Genomic DNA, 21,754 nt, shown 5'->3' with positions numbered 1-21,754 from the left:
CGGTGCGCACGCCCGAAGAGGAGCCCGACGCCCCGCCGGCCCTCCCCCCCGCCGAGCCCGCGGGCGAGGCGCCGCCACGCAGGGCCCGGCGGCGCCTCGTCCTGCGGTCACGCCGCCGCGATCACGTCGACAGCGTCAACACCAGCAGCCGGCTCCTCAGGGAGCAGCTCTGGACGCTCGCGCTGCTCGCCCTCCTCGTCCTGCTGCTCCTCGTGGCGCTCACGGCCACGGCGCGAGCTCCCGTCCAACAATGGCCTGCCTGGGGAGTTCGGACCCTCCTCGGCGTCTTCTCCTTTGGCGCCCTGGGAGCCACCTTCAGCGCTGCTCGATCGCTCAAGGGTTCTTCCCTCCGGGCCAGGGCTCACGCGCAGGTGTCGGACGCGCGGGTCACCCTCTCGCGCGCCGTCCTCGGGGCGCTGCCGGGGCTCGCCGCCTACGCGTTCCTCCAGTCGAGGGTGCTGAACCTCGGGGACGCCGACAACAGCAAGGCCTTCGCGATCGCGTTCATCGCTGGCTTCAGCGAGCGGCTCGTGCTCAAGGTGGCGGAGACGTTCGCCGGGGAGCAGAAGGCGAGGTAGCGACGCCGGCGGGCGCGCCGCGCCCGTCACGGGGCAGAGCGCGTGTCCTGAGGTCGCGCGTGCTCGGTCCGAGGCGAGACGAACCGGACGACGGCGCGCGGCGCGAGGCGATAACCGTGCTCATGGCGCTCGATGACGTCCCTGAGCCCCATGCGGCGGAGCTGGGTCAGGGCCACGTAGACGCGGTTGGCCCCCGCGTTCGCCACCGGCCGCTCGCCGGGCCAGCCGGCCTCGAACAGGTCCTGGAGCGAGAGCGCGGCGTCCGGCGCCTCGTCGTGCCGGTCGACGAGGGCCGTCACGATGCGGCTGAGCGCGTGCCCGAGCGTGTGCTTCTCGCCGTCCTTTGCCGCGATCCAGCGCACCTCGCAGCCGAGGACCAGCGTGGGCGGGCAGGCCGGCGCCGCCTCCGCTGCGAGCGGCAGCGGCCGCCCGGCGAGCAAGCTGGCCACGAGAGACGCGAACGCCTCGGGATCAGGCGCCTCGCTGCAGGGCGCGAGGTGGTGGAGGAGGTCCGCCTCCTCGGCGCGCCTTCGCGTGTGCGCCGGCGCGAAAGGGGCGCGCCGCTCCAGCTGCTCGGGCCGATCGAGGTCCATCGAGCGGATGTTCCGGTCGGCGCCGCGCGCGCTCGCCGCGCTGCCCTGGACCGCATGCCGGAGCGACCGCGCGAGGAGCGACAGCGCGAGCTCGTCGCCCGCCGGGGTCGGCTCGCCGCCGGCCGCCACCTCGGGCGCCTGGAACTCCAGGACCCTGTCGATCTGCTGTTCTCCGGCTCTCTCGAGCGGGGCATCCCTGCCGTAGCCGACGAGATAGAAGCGCCCTTCGCGTGAGAAGAGGACGTCAGCACACGAGACGCGACCGATGCAGACGGGCCGCCCGTGCTTCGGATCGACCACCGCGTGGGCCGCCCGCATCGCCTTACGGAGGCTCGCGACGAGGCCGGCCGCGCTCCCGGGCGGCACCTTCCAGCCGGCGTCGTTCAGGAGGCTCGTGAGGTCGACGCCGTCGATCACGGCGTCACAGGCGAGCTCGATGTACGGCATGCCGTCGGCGACCCCGCGCGCCGCGACCTTCGGGATGAGCGGGTGATCGAGGAGCGCGTGGACGCGCTCGATCTCGGCAAATACGGTGTTCGCCCGCGCCGCGCTGGCGGCCGGCCCGGGCACGATGACCACGCAGGGCTCCGCGTCCCCGGCGCGCGTCGCCGCGACGACGTGGAGGCCGTCGCGAAGGCGGATGGAGCGCGGGGTCTCATATCTGCCGAGCCATCGTGAGCGAGAATCGTCCGTGAGTTCCATGATCGTGTCCGTTCTTCAGTCGCGCACGCCTGCCGGCACACATCATTAATCACGTCCCAGGGACGTTCCCGCCGATGGGTTCTTAATAGTTTTTAAGGTGAGAATTCCTCCTGCTGCGGTCTACAAAGCCACGGAGTCAGGCACGGCAGGCAGCACAACCTAGCGAGGCTTGTCTTTCGATGTGGCTGGAGATCGAGCTCGACATCAGCGGTGATGAGGTGCGCGTCAGCGCGCGTGGCAGCCGGGGAGAGCGCCCCGCGGGGCACGCGATATCCTCCGAGCAGGGCCTCGGTGCCCTGCAGGCCTTCGCCAACAAGATCGGGAGGGCGGTCCGGGGCGCTAAATCGCTCGATCCAGCGGCGGTGAGCGACTCGCAGGCGCTCCACGAGGAGGTCTTCAAAGGGGAGCTGCGCGACGTCCTCGTGCGGCTCGGCGAGGCGTCGAAGGGCGGTCCGCTCCTCTTGCGGCTCTTCGCCCGAGATCACGCGCTCCAGGCCATCCCCTGGGAGGCGCTCTGCAGGCCGGGGACGTCCGAAGGGTTTTTGGGGACCGACCCCAGGGTGCTCTTCGCGCGCGGCGTCACCTCGTCGGAGCCGTGGGAGCCGCGCGAGGTCAAGGGCGCCGTCCGGGTGCTCGGGATCGCGCCGGGCACCGGCGAGCGGGCCCTCGACGTGCTGCGCGAGGCGCTCGCCCCGTCGATCGACGCCGGCGAGGTGGAGTGGCTCGATCCGATCGCCGGGCCGGAGATCAGCGCGCGGGCCCTCTTCGATCGGCTCCGTCGCGGCAAGAGCCCGCACGTCGTGCACTGGCTCGGTCACGGCGGCGTGGATCTCTCGGGCAAGCCCGTCCTGCGCGTCTCGGACGACGAGGACGGCGAGGAGGCCTGGATCACCGCCGAGGCGCTGGGGCGTGAGCTCTCCGCCGCCTTCTGCGAGGAGCTGCGCCTCGTGATCCTCGAGGCCTGCGAGGGCGCCAGGGCCGGCGCGCTCGGCAGCGCGGCGGAGATCCTGGCCAGGGCGGGAGCGGACGCCGTGGTGGCGCACCTCTGGCCGGTGAAGGCCGACGTGGCGCGCGCGTGCTCGACCGAGCTCTACCGCGCGCTCACGGGCGCCTCGCTGAGCCAGGGCGACATCGGCGCGAGCGTGGCGGCGGCGCGGCGGACGCTGCTCTCCCAGAGCGCCGAGGCATTCTCGCCGATCCTGTACCTCCGCGGCTCGGACTCGGTTGTCTTCAACTTCCAGGGCCGCCGCGTGACGAGGCCGGGGAAGAAGGGCCGATCGAGGGCGCTCGCGCCCGCGCTCCAGGGCCTGCTCGAGCGGCCGTTCACGATGGTGCTCGGCGATCTCGAGGACGATCGCGCCGCGCTCCAGCGGGAGCTCGAGCAGTTCATGCAGGAGAGCGGCGAGCCGGCGGCGCAGGGGATGTCGCTGAGCGCGCTCACCCAGCGCTGCGTGCTCCGGTTCGGGCAGGAGGTGCTGCACTCGCTCTTCCAGCAGGCGCTGACCGCTTCGCCCGCTGCGACGGCCCCGCCGCTCGTCGAGGCGCTCGCGCGCTTCGTCCGGCCGGGGGTCCACGTCACGCTGCTCTGGCGGCCCTGCCTCGAGCACGCGATCGCGCAGAAGCTGCCGCAGCGGACCGTGTACGCCATCCAGCCGTCCCTCCTGGGCGCTGGCGGCAAGCCGCGCGTCGTCAAGCGCGCCGCGGGGGCGGCTATGTGGAAGATGGATCCCGTCATGCCCAGGCGCTTCGATCTCGACAGCGAGATCGTCGTCCTCCGCCTGTACGGCGGCTACTCGGCCGAGCCGCGCCCCATCTTCTCGCCACCGCTGCTCACCGAGGACGATCACATCCACGGCCCCCTCGGCGCCGACGGCGCCCGGCCGCCGCTATGGATGGAGGAGCTCCTGGCGCGGCCGCGCGTCCAGCCCGGCCTCTTCGTCGCGCTCTCGAGCCTCGACTTCCGCCACCGCATGCTGCTGCGCTGGCTCTACGATCAACGCCCGGCGCCCCCGGACAGCCTGGCCGTCCTCGCGCCTGGGGTCGAAGGGAGCGAGATCGAGATCTGGGGCAACGGCGGCGGGCTGCCAGGCACGGGCCACATCGCGGCCACCACCGGAGATCTGGTGGAGCTCGCGGAGCAGCTCGACGCCTTCGCGCTGGAGGACGCCTCGTGACACACCCTCCCTTCCAGGCGAGTCCCCTCCGCGATCCCGCCGGCCTGCGCCGGGGCAGGGCGCGCGCCGCGGCAGACATGGATCCTGTCCACCCGGGCTCCGGGCCATCGAGGAGCCAGTGACCATGAACCCCAGCGAGGGCCGGCTGGACCTCCTGCTCGCCGACGCCGACGAGCGCCGCCCCGTGCTCGACGAGGGGCTGCCTGACGACACCGCTCAGCGCGCGCCGAGGCCCAGGAAGGCCCGCGATGCCAACCACTGGCGCCGCACCGACGCCGATCGCAACGACCTCACCCTCCAGCGATGGGCGGTGATCGCGCCCGAGGGCCGGGAGGGCGACCGGATGCTCGAGGCCATCCAGCCGCTCGTCGCGCTGCGCGAGGCCGAGCAGGGCTCGCCCGCGCGCGTGGTTCGCGTGCCGCACGGGATGGACGCCAAGAGATCGGCGGACTTCCGGAGAGACATCTACTGGTCCGAGGAGGTGGCGGAGGAGGACAGGCCCCTTTACCTGATGATGCTCGGCGATCTCCATCACACCTCGGTGGAGCTCCAGCACGCGCTCGCCAATGACGCGCTCGCGGGGCGCGTCCACTTCGCGGACGGCGCGGGGGAGACGGATCTCGCCGGCTATGCCGCCTACGCCGAGAAGGTCGTTCGCTACGCGCAGCGCGGCACGCCCGAGACCTCGCCGGAGCTGCTCTTCTACGCCGCGCCCGACGGCTCGGCGGCCACGGTCACGGGCAAGCTCAGGCTCGTCGGCCCGAGCCTGGCCACATCGATGGAAGCGCACGCCAGGGGCAAGCTCCCCGCGGCCGCGGTGCGCGAGATCTCCGCCGGCAGCGTGGACGATCTGCTCGCCGGGGGCGGCGGCGGGCGTCCCTCGGTGCTGCTCTCGGTGAGCCACGGCCTGGGCGCGCCCCGGCGCGGCTGGCGCAGGGAGGAGGACGCCTGGCGGCGCCAGGGGGCGCTCGTGATCGCCCACGACGAGATCCTCGACGCCGAGCGGCTGCGGGGACAGGCGTTCTTGCCGGGAGGCATGTGGTTCTATCTGGCCTGCCTCGGCGCGGGCACGCCGGCGGAGAGCGTCTATCACGCCTGGCTCTCGCAGCTCGCGCAGGAGGATCGTTATGGTGGCAGCCTGAAGGCCGTGCTGCACAGCCTCCCCGCGTCCGGCCAGCGCCCCTTCGTCGCGGCCCTGCCGCAGGCCGCGCTGGCCAACCCGGCGGGGCCGCTCGCCGTGATCGGGCACGTCGACCTCGCGTGGACGTACGGCTTCTCGGGCACGAAGAGCCTGTCGGAGAGCAAGAAGTCCCGTATCTATCGCCCGCTCGAGGTGCTGGTCCGCGGCAGCCGCGCGGGGATCGCGCTGGAGGCGCTGATGGAGTTCTACCGCGGCGCGAACGACGATCTCGCGCAGAGCTACCAGCTCGAGGCCGACGCGCGCGCGGCGGGCCGCGCCGATCCGACCGATCGCGCCGCTCGCGCGCACCTGTGGATGCTGCGCAACGATCTCCGCGGCTACGTGCTGCTCGGCGATCCGGCGGCGCGGCTGCCGCTCCAGCAGCTCGCGCTGCGCGCCGAGGCGCCCGCGCCCGTGCCTGCCGAGGTGGGGTGTACCCGGCCGGAGGCGCCGGCCGCCGACGCTGCGCCCGCGGCGCCGGCGCGGGAGGCGGCCGTGCTGGCGATGATCCGCGGAGACGAGGCGCCGCGCGCGATCGCGGCGCGCGCGAGGGTGTCGCTGGAGACGTTGTGGAGCTGGGTCGACGCCCATCGCGCGGGCGGCCGCGAGCGACTCGGTCGGTGAGGGAGCTCCGCGGGGTCGTGCAACCCACATCATCGATCAGGCAGCGTTTGCTGGCATCTGCACATCAAGAACGTGTGCGAACCACGCGAGCCGGCGCGACGCAGCGGCCCCGGCGCCATGAGACGCGAAGTACATGAGGTCTCTCTGGTGTCATGGAGCGCTCTCGCCGAGGCGGGCCATCACCGCTCAGCAGCGTGCGGCCACGTACCTAACGCCGGCGCAGGCGCGCGCGCCATCATCCCTTCGGACAGCTTGACGCGCGACGGTACCCATGATGTCGCCCTGCGGTTGGGCTCAGGAAAGCGGGCTGTTCGTCACGCCCGCATCCAGCGCCCGCCGACATCGTCGATCCCGAGGCCGTGTCCGCTCTCCAGGCGTTCGGTCCTCGGCCAGACCTCGCAGGTCAAGAGACCCTCCCCGTCGCGGCGCTCACCCGTCTCGCCCGCGGCTCCGCTCCAGCAGCGCCGCGAGCTCCGCCGCCGACGCCACCCCGAGCTTCGCCGTCGCGCTCGCCCGGTGCTGCTTCACGGTCGACTCGGCGAGCCCCAGCTCCGCCGCGATCTGCTTGTTCAGCTGCCCGCGCGCGATCCGGTCGCACACCTGCCGCTCGCGCGGCGTGAGCGCGTCGAGCCGCGCCGCGAGCGCCGCCTGTTCCCCCCGCGCCGCCCGCGCCCGCGCGTCGAGGTCCATCGCGCGCCTCACGGCCGCGAGCAGCTCGTCCGCCTCGAGCGGCTTCAGCAGGAAGTCCACCGCGCCCTCCTTCATCGCCTGCACCGACGCGCGCACGTCCCCGTGTCCGGTGATGAAGATGAGCGGCAGCCGGCACCCGGACGCCCTGAGCGCCGCCTGGAGGTCGAGCCCGCCGAGCTCCGGCATCGCCAGGTCCACGATCACGCAGCCGGCCCGCGCGTCCGGCGCCCCCGCCGCGGACGCGAGGAACGCGCGCGCTCCCTCGAACAGCTCCACCTCGTAGCCCGAGGCGCCGAGCAGCCGGCCCACGCTCCGCAGCACCGCGCCGTCGTCGTCGATCACCACGACCTTCGCCGTCACGTCCGTCATCGTTCCTCCTGCACCGCCTCGCCCGGCAGCTCGAGGCGCGCAGCCACGCCGCCCGCAGGCGCGCGCTCGGCCCACAGCCGACCGCCGTGCGCGGCCGCGATCGACCGGCAGATGCAGAGCCCGAGGCCCAGACCCTCCGACTTCGTCGTGAAGAACGGCTCGAAGAACCGCTCGAGATCGTCCATCGCGCCCCCCTCGCCCGAGTCCTCCACCACGAGCGCCACGCGCCCGTCGGCGCGCGCCGTCCTCACGATCACCCGGCGGTCGCCGTACGGCCGCCCGGAGACGGCGTCGAGCGCGTTCGAGATCAGGTTCAGCGCCACCTGCTGGAGCTGGACCGCATCGCCCCGCACCGCGGGCAGGTCGGGCGCGAGCTCCAGCGCGATCGTCGCCCCGCGCAGGAGCGCGTCGTTGCCCACGAGCCGCGCCACCTCGCGCGCCGCCTCGTTGAGGTCGCACCGTTCCCTCTGCGCCTCGCCCTTCTTCAGCAGCACGCGCATCCGCCGGATCACCTGCCCGGCCCGCCGGGCGCCGGCGACGATCTCCTCGACGGCAGCGCTCACCTGCGCGACGTCCGGCGCCGCGCGTCGCAGCAGGATCTCCGCCGCCTGCGCGCTCGTGAGCACCGCGGAGAGCGGCTGGTTGATCTCGTGCGCGATCGAGGACGCGAGCTCGCCCATCGCCGCCACGCGGTTGAGGTGCGAGAGCGCGCTGAGCGACTCGCGCGCCTGGCTCTCGGCGCGCTTCCGGCCGGTCACGTCGAAGTGGGAGACGACCGCCCCGCCGTCCTTCCACGAGAGCCGCCGCGCCCGCACCTCGGTCCAGCGCTCGGCGCCGTCGTGACGGTACTCGACCGTGCCCTCGACGTCGCGCCCAGCGAGCACCCCCTCCACGAGCTCGATGACCCGCCCGGCGCCAGCGTCGCCCGCCGCCGCGGCCCGCCGGAACGCGCCGAGGTAGCTCTCTCCCTCGGCGACACGGTCGAGCGGGCCCGGCGCGCCCTCGCGCGACGCGCGCGCCCACGCCCGGTTCGTGCGGTGCATCACCCCGGTCTTGTCCACGACGGCCACGAAGCCGACCATCGAGGCGAGCACGGCGTCGCTCATCGCCTGAGCGCGCCCGCGCCGCCGCCGCTCGATGACGAGCCCGGCGATCAGGGTGGTCTGGAGCGTGACCGCGATCGCGGCGCCCGCCGCCCACCGGCGGTAAAGATCCCAGAAGGACGGCACCCGGAAGTGGACCTCGGCGCCGGGCGGCAAGCGGTCCTCGGGGATCCGGAAGAGAGCGAGCTCGCGGGCATCGAAGGCGAGCGCGTTCGCGTCCGCGGCGCGGATCGGGATCGACGTCGCGGACTCGCCGCCGAGGAGCCGCAGCGTGAGCCCGCCCAGGTCGCGCCCGACCCGCCGGTAGTCGACGATCTCCCCGCCGACGATCCCTTTGCCGAGCCCGACGCCGTGGACGGAGAAGAACGGGCGCTGGGTCTGCGCTCGGACCCGCTCGAAGGCCTGTAGCCCGACGAAGCGGTCGCCGGCGCCATCCATGTAGAACGTGTCGAACAGGACGATGGCGTTCTCCGGGAGCGCGGCGAGGCGCCGATCGAGCTCGGCGAGCGGCAGGCGCGCGAGGTCCAGGAGCGCGACGCGGTCGGCGAGGGGGCCGAGATCGCGGGCGATCCCGTCGTGGCGCGCGCGTTCCCAGGGGCTCGCGCCCATGACGAGCGCGACCTCTCGCGTATCGGGGAGGAGGCGCAGCGCGCTCTCCGCCGTCCGGAGCCACGCGTAGTCGAGCCAGATCCCGGTGACGTCCGGCGCGGCGGGCACCGCGAGAGCGGCGCTCCGGTCCTCGCTCAGGAAGAGCACGGGCACGCCGGACCACAGCTCGCGCCGCAGATCGAGCACGACCCGGAGCACGTCGAGCCGGAGCGCGACGATCACGCCGGGGTGATAGCTGCTGTATTTCGCCCGATAGAAGCGGCGGAGCTCGCGCGCGTAATCGGGGGTGTCGAACCACGACAGGTCGAGGAACTCGAGCTTGAAGGTGACCGGCCCGCTCCACCCGACGCGCACCGATTCCCGGAGCTCGCCGGTGATCGAGGACATGGCCGGCGCGGTCGGGTCATCCGACTGGAAGACCAGGACCTGCGCCGGCGCGTTGTCGGCCAGCGCCGGCGCGGGCGCGCCGAAGGCGATCGCGAAGGTCGCGATCAGGAGCACGAGCGCCGAACAGGAATTCCGTGGATGCCTCGACGGCGCCGCAGATCGCTCCCGATCCCTTCGTCGCGCTGGTGTCGGTAACAAGAGAGATGAACTTATCACGGCTGTTTCGGCGTTCTCATCATGTCCAAAGGGGGTTACCGAGGCGCGCAGACGACATGCGCCGAGCTGGCCAGCGCGCGCCTCGACCTCCACGGCCGCCTGGCCGCGCAGCCCGGATGAAGGGCACGGTCGAGGACGCCGGGGCGGGGGGCCGCGCGTCACCGCCGCTCGTCGGGTGTGTCTCGCCTGCCACATCGCGCTCCCGACTTCCGCTGCCGACGTGCCTCTTGCGCCCGCGGCACCCCCATTGCTGAGTCGCGGGCCATGTCCGCCGCTTCGCGCCTCCGGTTCGCGCCCGCCGCCCTGGCGGCCATCGCCCTCAGCCTGGCGTGCGTTCAGGGCGCGCGCGCCCCCAACGTCCCGCCCCGCGGGACCCTCGCCCCCGGCGCGCTCGACCCCGGCGGAAGGCCCGCGGAAGGCCCGTTCGCCGTGGTGTTCGGCGCGCCCCGCGGGCAGACGACGAGCCCCGCCGAGATCAGCCTCGTCTTCAACCGGCCGATGCGGCCGCTCGACCTCGCCGGCGGCGAGGCCGCCGCGCCCGCGATCCTCAAGCCGCCCGCGCCGGGGCGCTGGCGCTGGGTCGGCACCAGCGGCCTCACGTTCGCCCCCGACGGGCGCCTGCCGCGCGGCACCGCGTTCACCGTCGAGGTCCCGGCCGGCACCCGCGCGCTCGACGGCAGCGCGCTCGCCGAGCCGTACGTGCTCACCTTCCGCACCGAGCTGCCCAAGGTCGCGCGCGTCGAGCCGTGGTCGGGCAGGGACGACCTCCGGCCGGACGCGCGCTTCGAGCTCCGGTTCAACCAGCCGGTCGACACCGCCGAGGTCGCGCGGAGCGTGTCCCTCACGTCGGGCGGCCGCGCGGCCAAGGTGGCGTTCGACGTCCGGCGCCCCGACCCGAAGAACGAGCTGCTCGCCGAGATCGTCCCGCGCGCGCCGCTGCCGCGCGACAGCGAGATCGAGCTCGCCCTGGCCGCGAGCCTCCGCGGCCGCGAAGGGCCGCTGCCGGCCGGCGAGGAGCAGCGGTTCTCGTACCGCACCTACGGGCCGCTCCGGGTGGTGCGCACCGACTGCGATCGCGACACGCCGCAGGGGGCGTGCGCGGCCGAAGGCGGGTTCTCGCTCGCCTTCTCGAACCCCGTCCGCCTCGCCGACGCCAAGCGGGCGATCTCGGTGGAGCCCGCCGTCAAGCTGAGGTGGCCGACGTGGCTCGAGGACGAGTCGTTCACGAGCCACATCCACCTCGGCGGCGCCTTCGCGCCGGGGCGCAGCTACCAGGTGCGCGTCGCCGCCGGCCTGCGCGACCAGCACGGCCAGGCGCTCGCCGGCGCCGTCACCGAGCAGGTCGCGTTCGGCGACCGCTGGCCCGAGGCGCAGATCGGCCTCACCGGGAGCGTGTTCGAGCCGGCGCAGCGGCGCGAGATCCCGGTCGTGTCCGTGAACGTGCGCGAGCTGTCGCTCGCGGTCGGCGCCATGACCGAGGAGGCGGTGCTCGCGCTGGAGGCCGACCCGCACAGCCCGGGGCGGAGCCCCAAGATGGACGAGATCGCGGCGCTGCCCGCCGGCAAGCGGTCGGTCCTGCGCCCGGCCGCCGCGACGAACACGCCGGCGACGCACCTCGTGCGGGCCGGCGAGGTGCTGGGCGGCGAGGGCAAGCGCGGGCCGCTCGCGATCGGGATCAGCTACACCGCCCGTCCCGGGACGCGGCACGCGCGCACCGCGTCCGAGGCGGTGATCGCGCAGGTGACCGACCTCGGGATCAGCGCGAAGGTGTCGCCCAACGGCTCGCTCGTGTGGGTGACGCGCCTGTCGACGGGCGCGCCGGTGCCCGGCGCCAGCGTGTGGATCCGGACCCCGGACGCGCGGGCGCCCGCGGCGGTGGTCACCGACGCCGACGGGTTCGCGGTCGTCCCCGCGGCGGCGTACCGCCCGTCGGCCTCGTCGGGGCCGGAGCGCGGCGTGATCTTCGCGCGCTCGGGCGACGACTGGACGTACCGCCGCGTGGCCGACGCGCTCAGCGGGTGGCGCTTCGGGGCGCCGTCCGACTTCGGCGAGGCGCGCCCGTTCGGGATGGTGTTCTCGGACCGCGGCATCTACCGGCCGGGCGACACCGTGCGCGTGAAGGGGATCTTCCGCGAGGAGGCGGCGCGCGGGACGAGGACGCCGGCGGGCAGGAGCGTCGCGTTCAAGGTCGAGGGGCCCGACGGCGAGGCGCTCGTCACGCTCTCGCCGTCGCTCAGCGCCTTCGGCACCTTCTCCGCCGACGTGAAGATCCCGGAGACCGCGCGGCTCGGCACGTACAGCCTCGCCGCCACGGTCCAGGGGGGCGACGCGGGGTGGCCGGACGTGACCGGCAGCGTCGAGGTCGCCGAGTACCGCCCGGCCGAGTTCAAGGTGAGCGTCGAGAGCGACCGGCCGAGCTACGTCCGCGGCGACAAGGCGCGCTGGATCGCGCGCGGCGACTACCTGTTCGGGGCGCCGATGACGAACGCGGAGGCCCGGCTCTCGATCACCCGCGCGCCGGCCTCGTTCTCGCCGCCGGGGATCGAGGGGTTCACGGTCCGCGAGGACGAGCTCACCGACGCGCTGCCGGACCGGGCGCCGCGCGAGTTCGAGGTGCAGAGCGGGCGCGAGAAGCTCGACGCGGCCGGGCAGGCGGCGATCGGCGCGGCGCTCGCCATGCCGGGGCAGCGCGGCACCGAGTCCGTGACGTGCGAGGCGGAGATCACGGACGTGTCGCGGCAGGCGATCGCCGGGAGCTCGACGGCGCTCGTGCACCCGGCCGAGTTCTACGTCGCCCTCAAGGAGCCCGATCGCTTCGCGAAGGCGGGCGACGTGCTCCGGCCGGAGATCCTCGCCGTCGATCCGAAGGGGGCGCGCGTCGCGCAGGTCGCCGTCCGGGTCGAGCTCGTGCAGCGGACGTGGACCCTCGCCCGCCAGGAGAGCGGCAGCGCGTACCGCAGCGTGAGCGCGCCGGTCGACAAGGTCGTCGCGCGCTGCGGCGTCACGACGGCGGCGGCGCCGCGGAGCTGCGAGCTCACGGTGCCGTCCGGCGGCTACTACCTCCTGCACGCGACGGCCAAGGACCGCCGCGGCAACCCCGTCGGCGCCGCCGCCGGGGTCTACGCGCTCGGCGAGGGCGGCGGCGGCTTCGGCGACAGCGACCAGCTCCGGGTCGAGATCGTGCCCGACCGCGACAGCTACGAGGTCGGGCAGACGGCGCGCGTGATCGTGAAGTCGCCGTTCGCCGGCGCCGACGCGCTGGTCACGGTCGAGCGCGCCGGGATCGCCTCGCACCGGCGGGTGAAGCTGTCGGGCGCCATGCCGGTGATCGACGTGCCGATCACCGACGACCTCCGGCCGAACGCGTTCGTCTCGGTGCTGCTCCTGCGCGGGCGCACGAAGCCGCCGCCCGCGCCCGGGAAGGGCGGTACCCCGGGGCCCGACGTCGGCGCGCCGGCGTTCCGCCTCGGCTACGCGCCGCTCCGCGTGAACCCGGAGGCGCAGCGGCTCGCGGTGCGCGTCGTCCCGGACAAGACGGACGCGCGCCCGGGCGATCCGATCCGCGTGGACGTCGACGTCCGCGATCGCGCCGGCCGGCCCGCCCGCGCGGAGGTCGCGCTCTACGCCGTGGACGAGGGCGTGCTGTCGCTGACCGGCTACGAGACGCCGGATCCGATCCCCGTCTTCGGCGCGCCGCGCAGCCTGCGGGTGGCGACGATCGAGACGCGCGAGGCGCTCGCCCGCGTGCGCAACCCGTTCGCCGACCTCGGCGCCGACAAGGGGCGCGCGGGCGGCGGCGGCGCGCAGGGCGGCACGGGCGTGCGCCGCGACTTCCGGCAGAGCGCGTACTATCACCCCGCGATCGTCACCGACGCCGCCGGGAAGGTGAGCGCGAGCTTCAAGCTGCCGGACTCGCTCACGACCTACCGGGTGATGGCGGTCGTGGCCGCCGAGGACGATCGCTTCGGCTACGGCGAGTCGCGCGTGACGGCGAGCCAGCCGCTCATGGCCCGGCCGGCGCTGCCCCGCTTCCTCCGCGCCGGCGACGCGATCGACGCGGGCGTGGTCGTCACGTCGAAGGGGCTCGGCAAGCCGGCGACGGTCGAGGTGGAGGTCGCCGCGTCGGGGCTCACGCTCCAGGGCGCCGGGAAGCGCGCCGTGGAGCTCGCCCCGGGCGCTTCGGCCGAGGTCCGCTTCGCGCTCTCGGCGCCGCGGGCCGGCCCGGCGACGCTGCGCTTCCGCGCGAGCGGCGGCGGCGCGTCGGACGTCGTCGAGGTGACCCGCGAGATCAAGGCGCCCACGTCGCCGGAGGCCGTCGCGCTCTACGGCGACACGACCACCGCGAGCGCGGAGAAGCTCGGGGACCTGTCGGCGATCCGCGACGACACCGGCGGGCTCACGGTGAGCCTCGCGCCGACGGCGCTCGTGGGCCTCGGCGGCGGCGTGGAGCAGCTCCTCGAGTACCCGTACGGGTGCACCGAGCAGCTGACGAGCCGCATGGTGCCGCTCCTGTCGCTGCGCGATCTCGCGAAGGCCTACGGGATCGCGCTGCCGAAGGACCTCACCGCCGTGATCGGCAAGACGGTCCGGGAGATCCTCTCGCACCAGCGCGGGGAGGGGGGCTTCGGCTTCTTCGCCGAGTCGGACAGGGCCGACCTGTGGACCACCGCGTACGCGCTGTGGGGCCTCGCCGAGGCGAAGCGCCACGGGGTCGCGGTGCCGGCCGACGCGATGGAGCGCGCGACCTCGTTCGTGCGGGCGCGGCTCAATGAGGCCGGCGACGACCCGCTGCGCCGGGCGACGGCGCCGTTCATCCTCGACGTCCTCGCGGCGAACGGCGCCCCGGATCCGGGGCGCGCGAGCCGGCTGTTCGACGAGCGCGACAAGCTGCCGCTCTTCTCGAAGGCGCTGCTCGCGCACGCGATGGTGATCGGCAAGAGCGACCGGGCGGCCGTCGACCAGCTCGTGGGCGAGCTCGAGGGCGCGCTGCGCCTCGACGGCCCGATCGCGCGGGCCGTCGACAACCACGGCGACGCGTACGCGGTCCTCATGGACTCCGAGGCCCGCACCTCGGCGCTCGTGCTGCGCGCGCTGCTCGCGGCCCGCCCCGCGCACCCGCTCGCCCCGCGGCTCGCGGCCGGCCTGCTCGCGGATCGCCGCGGGGGCACGTGGCGCAGCACGCAGGAGACGGCGTGGGCGCTGATCGCGCTCGATCAGTACCGGAGGGCGCAGGAGAAGGCGGCGCCCGACTTCGACGCGCGGGTGTTCCTTGGCCAGGCGGAGCTGTTCTCCGCGCCGTTCCACGGGCCCACGACCGAGCAGGTCAAGACGTCGATCCCCGCGGCGCGGCTCGCGAGCGCCGGCGGCGCGCCGCTCGCGTTCACCGTCGACGGGCGCGGCCGGCTCTTCTACGAGGCGCGGCTCCGCTACGCGCGCAAGCAGCTCCCGACGGCGGGGCTCGACCGCGGCTTCTATATCGAGAAGTCGCTGCGCGCGCTCGCGCCCGAGGACCTCGCCGCGGCGCTCGGCGGCGGCGCGCCGCCCGGCGCCGCGGCGGGCGCGGCGCCCTCGTCGCTCGCCTTCGCCGGCGGCGACCTCGTGCTCGGCGAGATCCTCGTGGTGGCGCCCTCGCCGCGCGATTTCGTGGTCATCGACGACCCGCTTCCGGCCGGCCTCGAGGCGATCGACGCCCGCCTCGCGACGTCCGCGCGCTCGCTCGACGTCGACGCGGCGGAGGCCCAGGCGGACGACGAAGGCGCCGACGCCGACCAGGACGACCTGCGCGCGACCGGCCGTGCGTACGAGCCGAGCCGGTTCGTCCGCGAGGTCCGCGACGATCGGGTCCTGTTCTTCGTCGACCACATGGCCGCCGGGATGTACCGGTACCGGTACCTCGCGCGCGCCACGACGCTCGGCGCGTTCGTGGTCCCGCCCGCGCGCGCCGAGGAGATGTACAGCCCCGAGGTCTTCGGCCGCACGGGCGCCCTCGCGGTCAAGGTCGGCAGCCGGGACGCGGCGCCGCGCCCGCGCTGAGCCGTGGGCGCACCCTCCTCGCCCGGCCCCGGCCGCGCGCGGCGCTGGCTCGCGGCCGTCCGCCCGCGCCTGCCGCTGCTCCTGCGCCGCGCGGCGCGGATCGCGCTCGCCCTCGCCGTCGCGCCGTGGCTCCTGCTCGCCTTCGCCGCGGCCCTCACGAAGCTCCCGCCGGAGCTCGCGGCCCCCGAGGAGCGCGCCGTCTCCACGGTGCTGCTCGACCGCCACGGCACCGTGCTCCGCGAGCTCCGCGCCGGCGACGGCGCCCGCGCGCGCTGGCTGCCGCTCGCCGAGGCCGGCGACCGCATCCAGCGCGCGCTCCTGGCCGCCGAGGACCGGCGGTTCGCGGTCCACCCCGGCGTCGACCCGATCGCGATCGCGCGCGCGCTCGGCCAGCTCGCGGCGGAGCGGCGCGTCGTCTCGGGCGCGTCCACGATCACCCAGCAACTCGCGCGCGCGCTCGTGCCGCGCCCCCGCACCGTGCGCGGCAAGCTCGGCGAGATGGCGCTCGCGCTGCGCATCGAGGCGTCGCTCTCGAAGCGCGAGATCCTCGAGCAGTACCTGAACCGCGTCGCGTTCGGCCCGGGCCTGCGCGGCGTCGAGGCCGCGAGCCGCTTCTACTTCGACAAGCCCACCGCGGACCTGTCGCTCGCCGAGGCCGCCGCGCTCGCCAGCATGCCGCGCGGCCCCGCGCTCTACGATCCGCGCCGCGGCGCCGGCCCGCTCGAGCGCCGCCGGAACCGCGTCCTCGACCGCATGCTCGCGGCCGGCCTCGCCGGCGAGGCCGAGGTCGCCCGCGCCCGCGCCGAGCCGATCGCGCTCGCCCCGAAGGGCAGCGGCCTCGGCGCGCCGCACCTCGTCCGCGCCGTGCTCGGCGGCGCGCTGGGCCCGGGCGCCGGCCCCGCGGCGGGCGGCGCCGGCGCGGCGCCGCTGCGCGGCCGGGCGAGCTCGATCACCCTGACGATCGACCGCGGCCTCCAGCGCGAGATCGAGGTCCTCGCGCAGCAGACCGTCCGCGGCCTCTCGGACCGCGACGTCGGCGCCGCGGCCGTGGTGGTGCTCGAGAACGCGACCGGCGAGATCCTCGCGTACGTCGGCTCGCACGACATCGAGGACACCGCCGGGCTCGGCCACAACGACGGCGTCCTCGCGCTGCGGCAGCCCGGCTCGGCCCTCAAGCCGTTCGTCTACGAGCTCGCCATGGAGCAGCTCGGGTTCACGGCCGCGACCGTCCTGCCCGACGTCGAGCTCTCGTTCCCGACCGCGGACGGCAGCTACGCGCCGCGCAACTACGACGGGCGCTTCCACGGCCCCGTCCGCCTGCGGGACGCGCTCGCCAGCTCGTACAACGTCCCGGCGGTCTGGACGGCGGCCGCGCTCGGCCCCGAGCGCGTGCTCGCGCGGCTCCGCGAACTCGGCCTCGGCTCGCTCGATCGCGAGCCGTCGCGCTACGGCGTCGCGATCGCGCTCGGCGACGGCGAGGTCCGCCTGCTCGATCTCGCGAACGCCTACGCCACGCTCGCGCGCGGCGGCGTCTACCTGCCGGTGCGCGCCGTGCGCGCGCTCTCGCTCGCGTCGCCCGCGGTCTCCGACGTGGCGCCCGCGCGCGGCGCGGGCGACGCCGCCACCGAGCCCATCGATCCGCCCGGGCGCGGCGCGCGCGTCCTCGACGCCGCGCGCGCCCGGGTGATCGTCGACATCCTCGCCGACGACAAGGCGCGCATCGCCTCGTTCGGCGAGGGCAGCGCGCTCGACCTGCCGTTCCCCGTGGCCGCGAAGACGGGCACCTCCAAGGGGTTCCGCGACAACCTCGCGGTCGGCTTCACGCCCGACGTCACGGTCGCCGTCTGGGTCGGCAACTTCGACGGCTCGCCCATGGGCGGCATCAGCGGCATCACCGGCGCGGGTCCGCTCTTCCGCGACGCCATGCTCGCCGCCGCGCGCGTCCGGCCGCCGCGCCCCTTCGATCCGCCCGATCCCGAGCTCCTCGCCGAGGTCGAGGTCTGCAGCCTGTCCGGCATGAAGCCGACCGCCGTCTGCCCGCACCGCCGCCGGGAGCTCCTCCCGCGCGGCGACGCCGCGGCGCTCGCGCCGTGCGACATGCACGAGGCCGTGCGCATCGATCGCAGGAACGGCCTGCGCGCCGGCGCCTGCCCGGACGCCGCGGTCGAGGAGCGCGTCTTCGAGCGCCACGACGCGGAGCTCACCGCCTGGGCGCGCGCCGCCGGCCGCCCGATCGCGCCCGAGGAGGCCTCGCCCCTCTGCGGCCCGCTCCCGGGCGGCGACGGCGTCCCTCCGGCCGGCGCGCGCGTCCGCGTCGCGTACCCGCCCGACGGCGCCCGGTTCGTCCTCGACCCCTCGGTCAACTCGCTGCAGGCCATCCGGCTCCGCGCCGACGTGCCGCCGGGCGTGCGCCGCGCGCGCTTCGTGCTCGACGGCCGTTCGATCGAGGTCGGCCCGCCGTTCTCGCTCGACTGGCCGCTCGTCGCCGGCGCGCACCGGCTCCGCGTCGAGGCGGACGGCGCGTCCGCCGGCGAGGAGATCGCGTTCTCGGTGGAGTGAGCGGCGGGCGAGGGGAGCGGCCCGCCCTCCGCCCCGCGGCGCGCGTCAGCCGAAGAACGGCAGGTCCTCTTCCTCGGAGAGCGGGAACCGCTGCGCGAGCGGGTCGTCCGCGATCTTCGCGAGCTTGCGCAGCGCCTTGTGGACGTGCCCCGGCTTGATCCGCACGCCGCCCTGCCTGGGCTCGAGCGTCACCGGATCCACCTCGAGCGGGTTGTGCCGATCGTCCGTCGCGCCGATCACCCGGTTCCCCGGGATGCCCGCGCCGACCATCATCATGCTCGTGATGTTCCAGTGGTCCTTGCCGTTGCCCTCGTTGTAGCCCGGCGTCCGCCCGAAGTCCGAGCCCACCACGATGACGATCCGGTCGGCGATGCCCTGCTCCTCCGCGGCGGTCAGGAGGAAGTCGATGCCGTCGCAGATGTCGGTGAGCCGCGGGATGTGGCTATCGTCGTGGTTGCCGTGGGTGTCGAACCCGCCGATCGTCAGGTTCGCGCTGACGCAGATGCCGGCCTGGTAGGCCGCGAGCGCGACCTGCGCCTGCCGCCGCAGCGACGCCCGCTCGAACTCCGCGGGCAGGAACTGGATGAGCTGCTTGAGCTCGTTCTGCCCGACGCGCGAGGTGAAGAGCGTGCTCATCGCCTGCTTCACGTGGGGCAGGCGCTGCTGCTCGAGCTTCGCCATGTGCCGCGCCTGCCGCGCCTCGAGGATCCGCGTCATCGTGGCGTCGGTGTGGTACTGCTCGCGGTTCTCGCTGTTCGAGGGATCGGTCCTGTTCGGGTAGGCGAGCCGCTGCAGGAGGCCGGTGTCGGGCACGCGGGTGACGGCCACGACGTTCGCCGTCGTGTCGTAGCCGCCGTTGCTGATGAACCCCATCGGCAGCGCGCCGCCGTGGACGCCCGCCACGAGCGCCGCGAAGCCCGGCTTGCCCTCGCGGAGCGTCCCGGACCACGTGTTGCGCACGCCCGCGTCATGGCTGTTCGTCGACGTGTCGATGCCGTTGATGACGAGCAGCCGGCTGTAATGCTTCTTGAAGAACTCGGCGTTGCCGCCGACCGGCGCGAACTTGATGTTGCCGGCGGTCCCGATCTCTTCGTGCAGGTAGCTGCGGTTCATCGCGTCCCGCGTCTTCTGCTCCTCGACGCTCATGGCGCCCTTCGGATCGCAGAGGCTCGTCGGGTCCCAGCCGCCGCTCGCGTGGAGGTTGATCCAGAGGGGGCCCTCGTAGGGGCCGGCCGCCGCGGCGTCCCGCGACAGCGCGCCCGCCGCGACGACGCCCAGGCCCGCCATAGATGCCAGTTTGAGGAAATCTCGACGTTCCATGGCTGCTCCTACTGGTAAAGAAACCTGAAGTCCGACAGGAGATAGGTCATGACGCTCATCCACGCGCGGACCGTGTAGTTCGCGTCCCGCTGGAGCCTCTCCTCGTCGGGCAGACCGTCGCGGGTCCAGTAGTCGTTGTTCACCTGGCAGGGGCCCGGCAGCCACGTCGAGAGCCGGCCCTCCTCGCCCTCCGGCTTCTTCATGCCCGCCTTGCCCTCCTCCCACGTCTCGACGAAGATCTTGTACGTCCGCTCGATCTCCGGATCTCCGATCTCGAGCGACTCGCCCAGCACCCGCTTGTGCAGGTACTGGATGTTGTTCTTGATCGCCTCGACGGCCGGCAGCACGTCGAAATCGTTCGTGTCCCGCGGCTCGAACGTCGTCTCGACGAACGGGAAGAGCAGCCGCTCCTCCTGCGGGAGCCAGAGATCGCGCGGCACCGAGATGCACGCCATCTCGTTCGCCATCCGGTCGGCGACGTTGGCCATGATCCCGTTCGGCTCGGTGATCCGCTGGATCACCTCCTCCGAGTCGATGCCGCCGTACAGCAGGCGGTAGGCGTCGCGCCGGAGCAGGTAGTCGTAGCGGTTGCCGTCGTCCTCGAACGCCCTCGGCCGCCACGGATACCCGGTCACCGCCCAGATCTTCCGGTGCAGCTGCTCGGGCCCGAGGAACCGCGTGCCGCCGAGCTGCGCGAGCGGATCGCGCTGGGACGACGCCTGCGCGACGTTGCGCGCGCGGAAATAGGGGCTCTTGACGATGGCCTTGACGACCGTCTTCAGGTTGTAATCGCTGTCGGCGAAGTCGTGCGCCATCGCGTTGAACGCGTGGTACTGGGCGAGGTACGCCCGGAACTTGGCGCTGAACTCCGGATCGTCGTTCGTCGGCGCGACGAGCGGCTTTTGCCCGGTGAGGCCCGTGTACATCGTGTAGACGGCCGCGAGCGCGAAGCGCGGGTCGTCGGCGACGCGCTTCGCCACCCACGAGAGCGCGCTCGGGAACTCGCTGAACGGCACCGACGCGGCGCCGAAGCCCGGCGGCCGCATGTCCTCGTACCAGGTGTCGTCCGGCTTGTAGCGGCCCGAGGAGTCGAAGCTGTGGAACCCGCCGGACAGCGGGTCCAGGGCGGCGTGGCAGACGGTGCACGCCGCGTTGTTCATCGTCGGGTTGAAGTCGGTGATCTTCGTCTGATCGAGCGGCTGCTCGGCGGTCTTCAGGATGTCGGTGCCGAGGAAGAACTGATAGACCATCCTCGCCCGGTGGCGGTTCCTGTTGGTGCTCGTCGTCGGGTGCCTGTTGAGGAAGACCGGCGAGGTGAGCACGCCCGCGAGCGGGATCGGGTCGCGCTTCGCCGGGACGAACTCCTCCGGATCCGCGTCGTTCTCGAACTCGGCCGTCACGCCGTACGCCTTCGCGGAGAACGGGTTCACGACCGTGTAGTCGGCCGTGAGGACCTCCTTGAACGACCGGTCGTTCCGCACGATATAGGCGATGAGCTCGAGCGGCTCTCGCCCGACGCCCCGGTTCGTCCAGCTCTTCAGCTTGTTCGTGACGTCCTCCAGGTCGCGCGCGCCGTATTTCTCGACCAGCGCGGGATCCTGCGGGAGGCTGTTGTACCACTTGGCGTCGTACGCGTCGTTCTTCAGCAGATCGACGGCCGCCTCGCCGTTCAGGTAGCGGTCGGTGAGGAAGAGATCGTTGTAGATCTCCTTCAGCCGCACGTAGAACGCCTCCTCCGTGAGCATCTGGTCCAGGATCGGGTCCAGCGCGTCCATGCCGCTCTGCGCGACGGCCTGCTCCTCGGCCTCGGTGGGCAGGCGGCCGGCGATCTCGAGGCTCGCGGCGCGGAGCGTGTCCTCCGGCCCGCTCATCACCACGCCGGCGAAGGACGCGTTGACGTCCGTCTCGCAGGACGACGGCTCCTTCGTGCGGTCGACCATCTCCCGGAGCGCCTCGTACTCGGCGCCGTCCGCGTCGATGACGTGCCCGCCGCCGTGCTCGATCCTCTTCGTCGGCTTGAGGAGCACGTACGACTCGCCGCTCAGCTCGAGCCCCGCGAGCGATTTGAACGTCGCGAGGTTCTTGTCGAGGAAGCCCGCCTCGCTGCTCCCGGCGAGGATCAGCTTCGACTCCGCGGCCTGCCCCTGCGGGTTATGGCAGCCGATGCACTTCGTCGAGAGGATGGGGACCCACACCTTCTCGGCGAAGAACTGCTCGTCGGAGATGCACGGGCCGCCGGCGTCGCCGGTGCAGCCGCTCGACCCGGCCGCGAGCGCGCCCGCGCCCGCGGTGAGCCCGAGGAGCCCCAGGGCCGTCGCGGCGCGCTTCCGGAGGTACCATCCTGTTCTCGGCATAAGCATCCTCGCCGGGGGCGCCTGCGCGCGCCCCCGCGTTGAGGGGACCGGGGGTGCGGACCCCCGAACCTCGTTGATCGACATACCGTCGAAGCACCCAAGGAGGGCTGTCGTTCAACGACGCCCGATGAAGCGAACTGGACAATCGCCCGCTCCATCTCCTGCGTAGCCACGTAGTCTAACCTCTCTAGGGGTTCTCCCGCCATGCGCTCCGTACATCGCTTGATGTGAATTTTTTCCTGATATCTCTCGTGATTGTGAAG

Annotated in this window: 10 protein-coding genes; 5 read left to right on the top strand and 5 right to left on the bottom strand. The window is 73.8% G+C overall.

The features are described from left to right. Positions 1-2: 2 nt before the first annotated feature. The gene (locus WMF20_RS26000; RefSeq protein ID WP_437604653.1) at positions 3-578 is read left to right on the top strand and encodes a hypothetical protein; all 576 of its coding nucleotides are present in this window, start codon (positions 3-5) and stop codon (positions 576-578) included. Between the two features lie 26 nt (positions 579-604). Here WMF20_RS26000 and WMF20_RS25995 read toward each other — a convergent pair whose 3' ends face one another. Continuing rightward, entirely contained in the window at positions 605-1,873 is a 1,269-nt protein-coding gene (locus tag WMF20_RS25995; protein WP_437604652.1) for a hypothetical protein, read from the bottom strand. Between the two features lie 362 nt (positions 1,874-2,235). Here WMF20_RS25995 and WMF20_RS25990 point away from each other — a divergent pair, with 362 nt between their 5' ends. Then, positions 2,236-4,047, top strand: a complete 1,812-nt coding sequence (locus WMF20_RS25990; protein ID WP_437604651.1) for a CHAT domain-containing protein — start codon at positions 2,236-2,238, stop codon at positions 4,045-4,047. A 124-nt stretch (positions 4,048-4,171) separates the two neighbouring features. Next, entirely contained in the window at positions 4,172-5,851 is a 1,680-nt protein-coding gene (locus tag WMF20_RS25985) for a hypothetical protein (protein ID WP_437604649.1), read from the top strand. A gap of 429 nt (positions 5,852-6,280) precedes the next feature. Here the strand turns inward: WMF20_RS25985 and WMF20_RS25980 are convergent, their stop codons facing one another. Beyond that, positions 6,281-6,910 (bottom strand): response regulator transcription factor, encoded by a 630-nt coding sequence (locus WMF20_RS25980; protein ID WP_437604648.1) that lies wholly within the window; start codon positions 6,908-6,910, stop codon positions 6,281-6,283. Next, a complete protein-coding gene (locus WMF20_RS25975; RefSeq protein WP_437604647.1) occupies positions 6,907-9,123 on the bottom strand; it encodes an ATP-binding protein in 2,217 nt (738 codons plus the stop codon). Before WMF20_RS25975 ends, WMF20_RS25980 begins: the two co-directional genes overlap by 4 nt. A 366-nt stretch (positions 9,124-9,489) precedes the next feature. Between WMF20_RS25975 and WMF20_RS25970 the strand changes: the two genes are divergently transcribed. Together WMF20_RS25970 and pbpC are read left to right on the top strand one after the other, a co-directional pair. Further along, positions 9,490-15,258 carry an Ig-like domain-containing protein gene (locus tag WMF20_RS25970; protein WP_437604646.1) on the top strand — a complete coding sequence of 1,923 codons (5,769 nt, stop codon included), beginning with the start codon at positions 9,490-9,492 and terminating at the stop codon, positions 15,256-15,258. A 3-nt stretch (positions 15,259-15,261) separates the two neighbouring features. After that, positions 15,262-17,817, top strand: a complete 2,556-nt coding sequence (gene pbpC, locus WMF20_RS25965; RefSeq protein WP_437604645.1) for a penicillin-binding protein 1C — start codon at positions 15,262-15,264, stop codon at positions 17,815-17,817. A gap of 45 nt (positions 17,818-17,862) precedes the next feature. On the opposite strand, the gene WMF20_RS25960 is transcribed toward pbpC, so the two are convergent. Next, the gene (locus tag WMF20_RS25960) at positions 17,863-19,137 is read right to left on the bottom strand and encodes a DUF1501 domain-containing protein (protein WP_129576932.1); all 1,275 of its coding nucleotides are present in this window, start codon (positions 19,135-19,137) and stop codon (positions 17,863-17,865) included. Positions 19,138-19,145: 8 nt separating this feature from the next. Next, positions 19,146-21,491, bottom strand: coding sequence for a DUF1588 domain-containing protein (locus WMF20_RS25955; RefSeq protein ID WP_437604644.1), 2,346 nt, complete (start codon positions 21,489-21,491; stop codon positions 19,146-19,148). Positions 21,492-21,754 lie beyond the last annotated feature (263 nt).

This window comes from Sorangium sp. So ce834, from assembly GCF_051521425.1.
GTDB classification, from domain to species: domain Bacteria; phylum Myxococcota_A; class Polyangia; order Polyangiales; family Polyangiaceae; genus Sorangium; species Sorangium cellulosum_D.
The sequence above is the reverse complement of the archived record's forward strand: the minus strand, read 5'-3'. Positions and strand labels throughout refer to the sequence as shown.

Excerpts from the sequence above, each read along its gene's own strand:
- WMF20_RS25995 (WP_437604652.1), bottom strand. The coding sequence starts at position 1,873 with ATGGAACTCACGGACGATTCTCGCTCACGATGGCTCGGCAGATATGAG.
- WMF20_RS25960 (WP_129576932.1), bottom strand. The coding sequence starts at position 19,137 with ATGGAACGTCGAGATTTCCTCAAACTGGCATCTATGGCGGGCCTGGGC.
- WMF20_RS25970 (WP_437604646.1), top strand. The coding sequence starts at position 9,490 with ATGTCCGCCGCTTCGCGCCTCCGGTTCGCGCCCGCCGCCCTGGCGGCC.
- WMF20_RS25980 (WP_437604648.1), bottom strand. The coding sequence starts at position 6,910 with ATGACGGACGTGACGGCGAAGGTCGTGGTGATCGACGACGACGGCGCG.
- WMF20_RS25985 (WP_437604649.1), top strand. The coding sequence starts at position 4,172 with ATGAACCCCAGCGAGGGCCGGCTGGACCTCCTGCTCGCCGACGCCGAC.
- WMF20_RS25955 (WP_437604644.1), bottom strand. The coding sequence starts at position 21,491 with ATGCCGAGAACAGGATGGTACCTCCGGAAGCGCGCCGCGACGGCCCTG.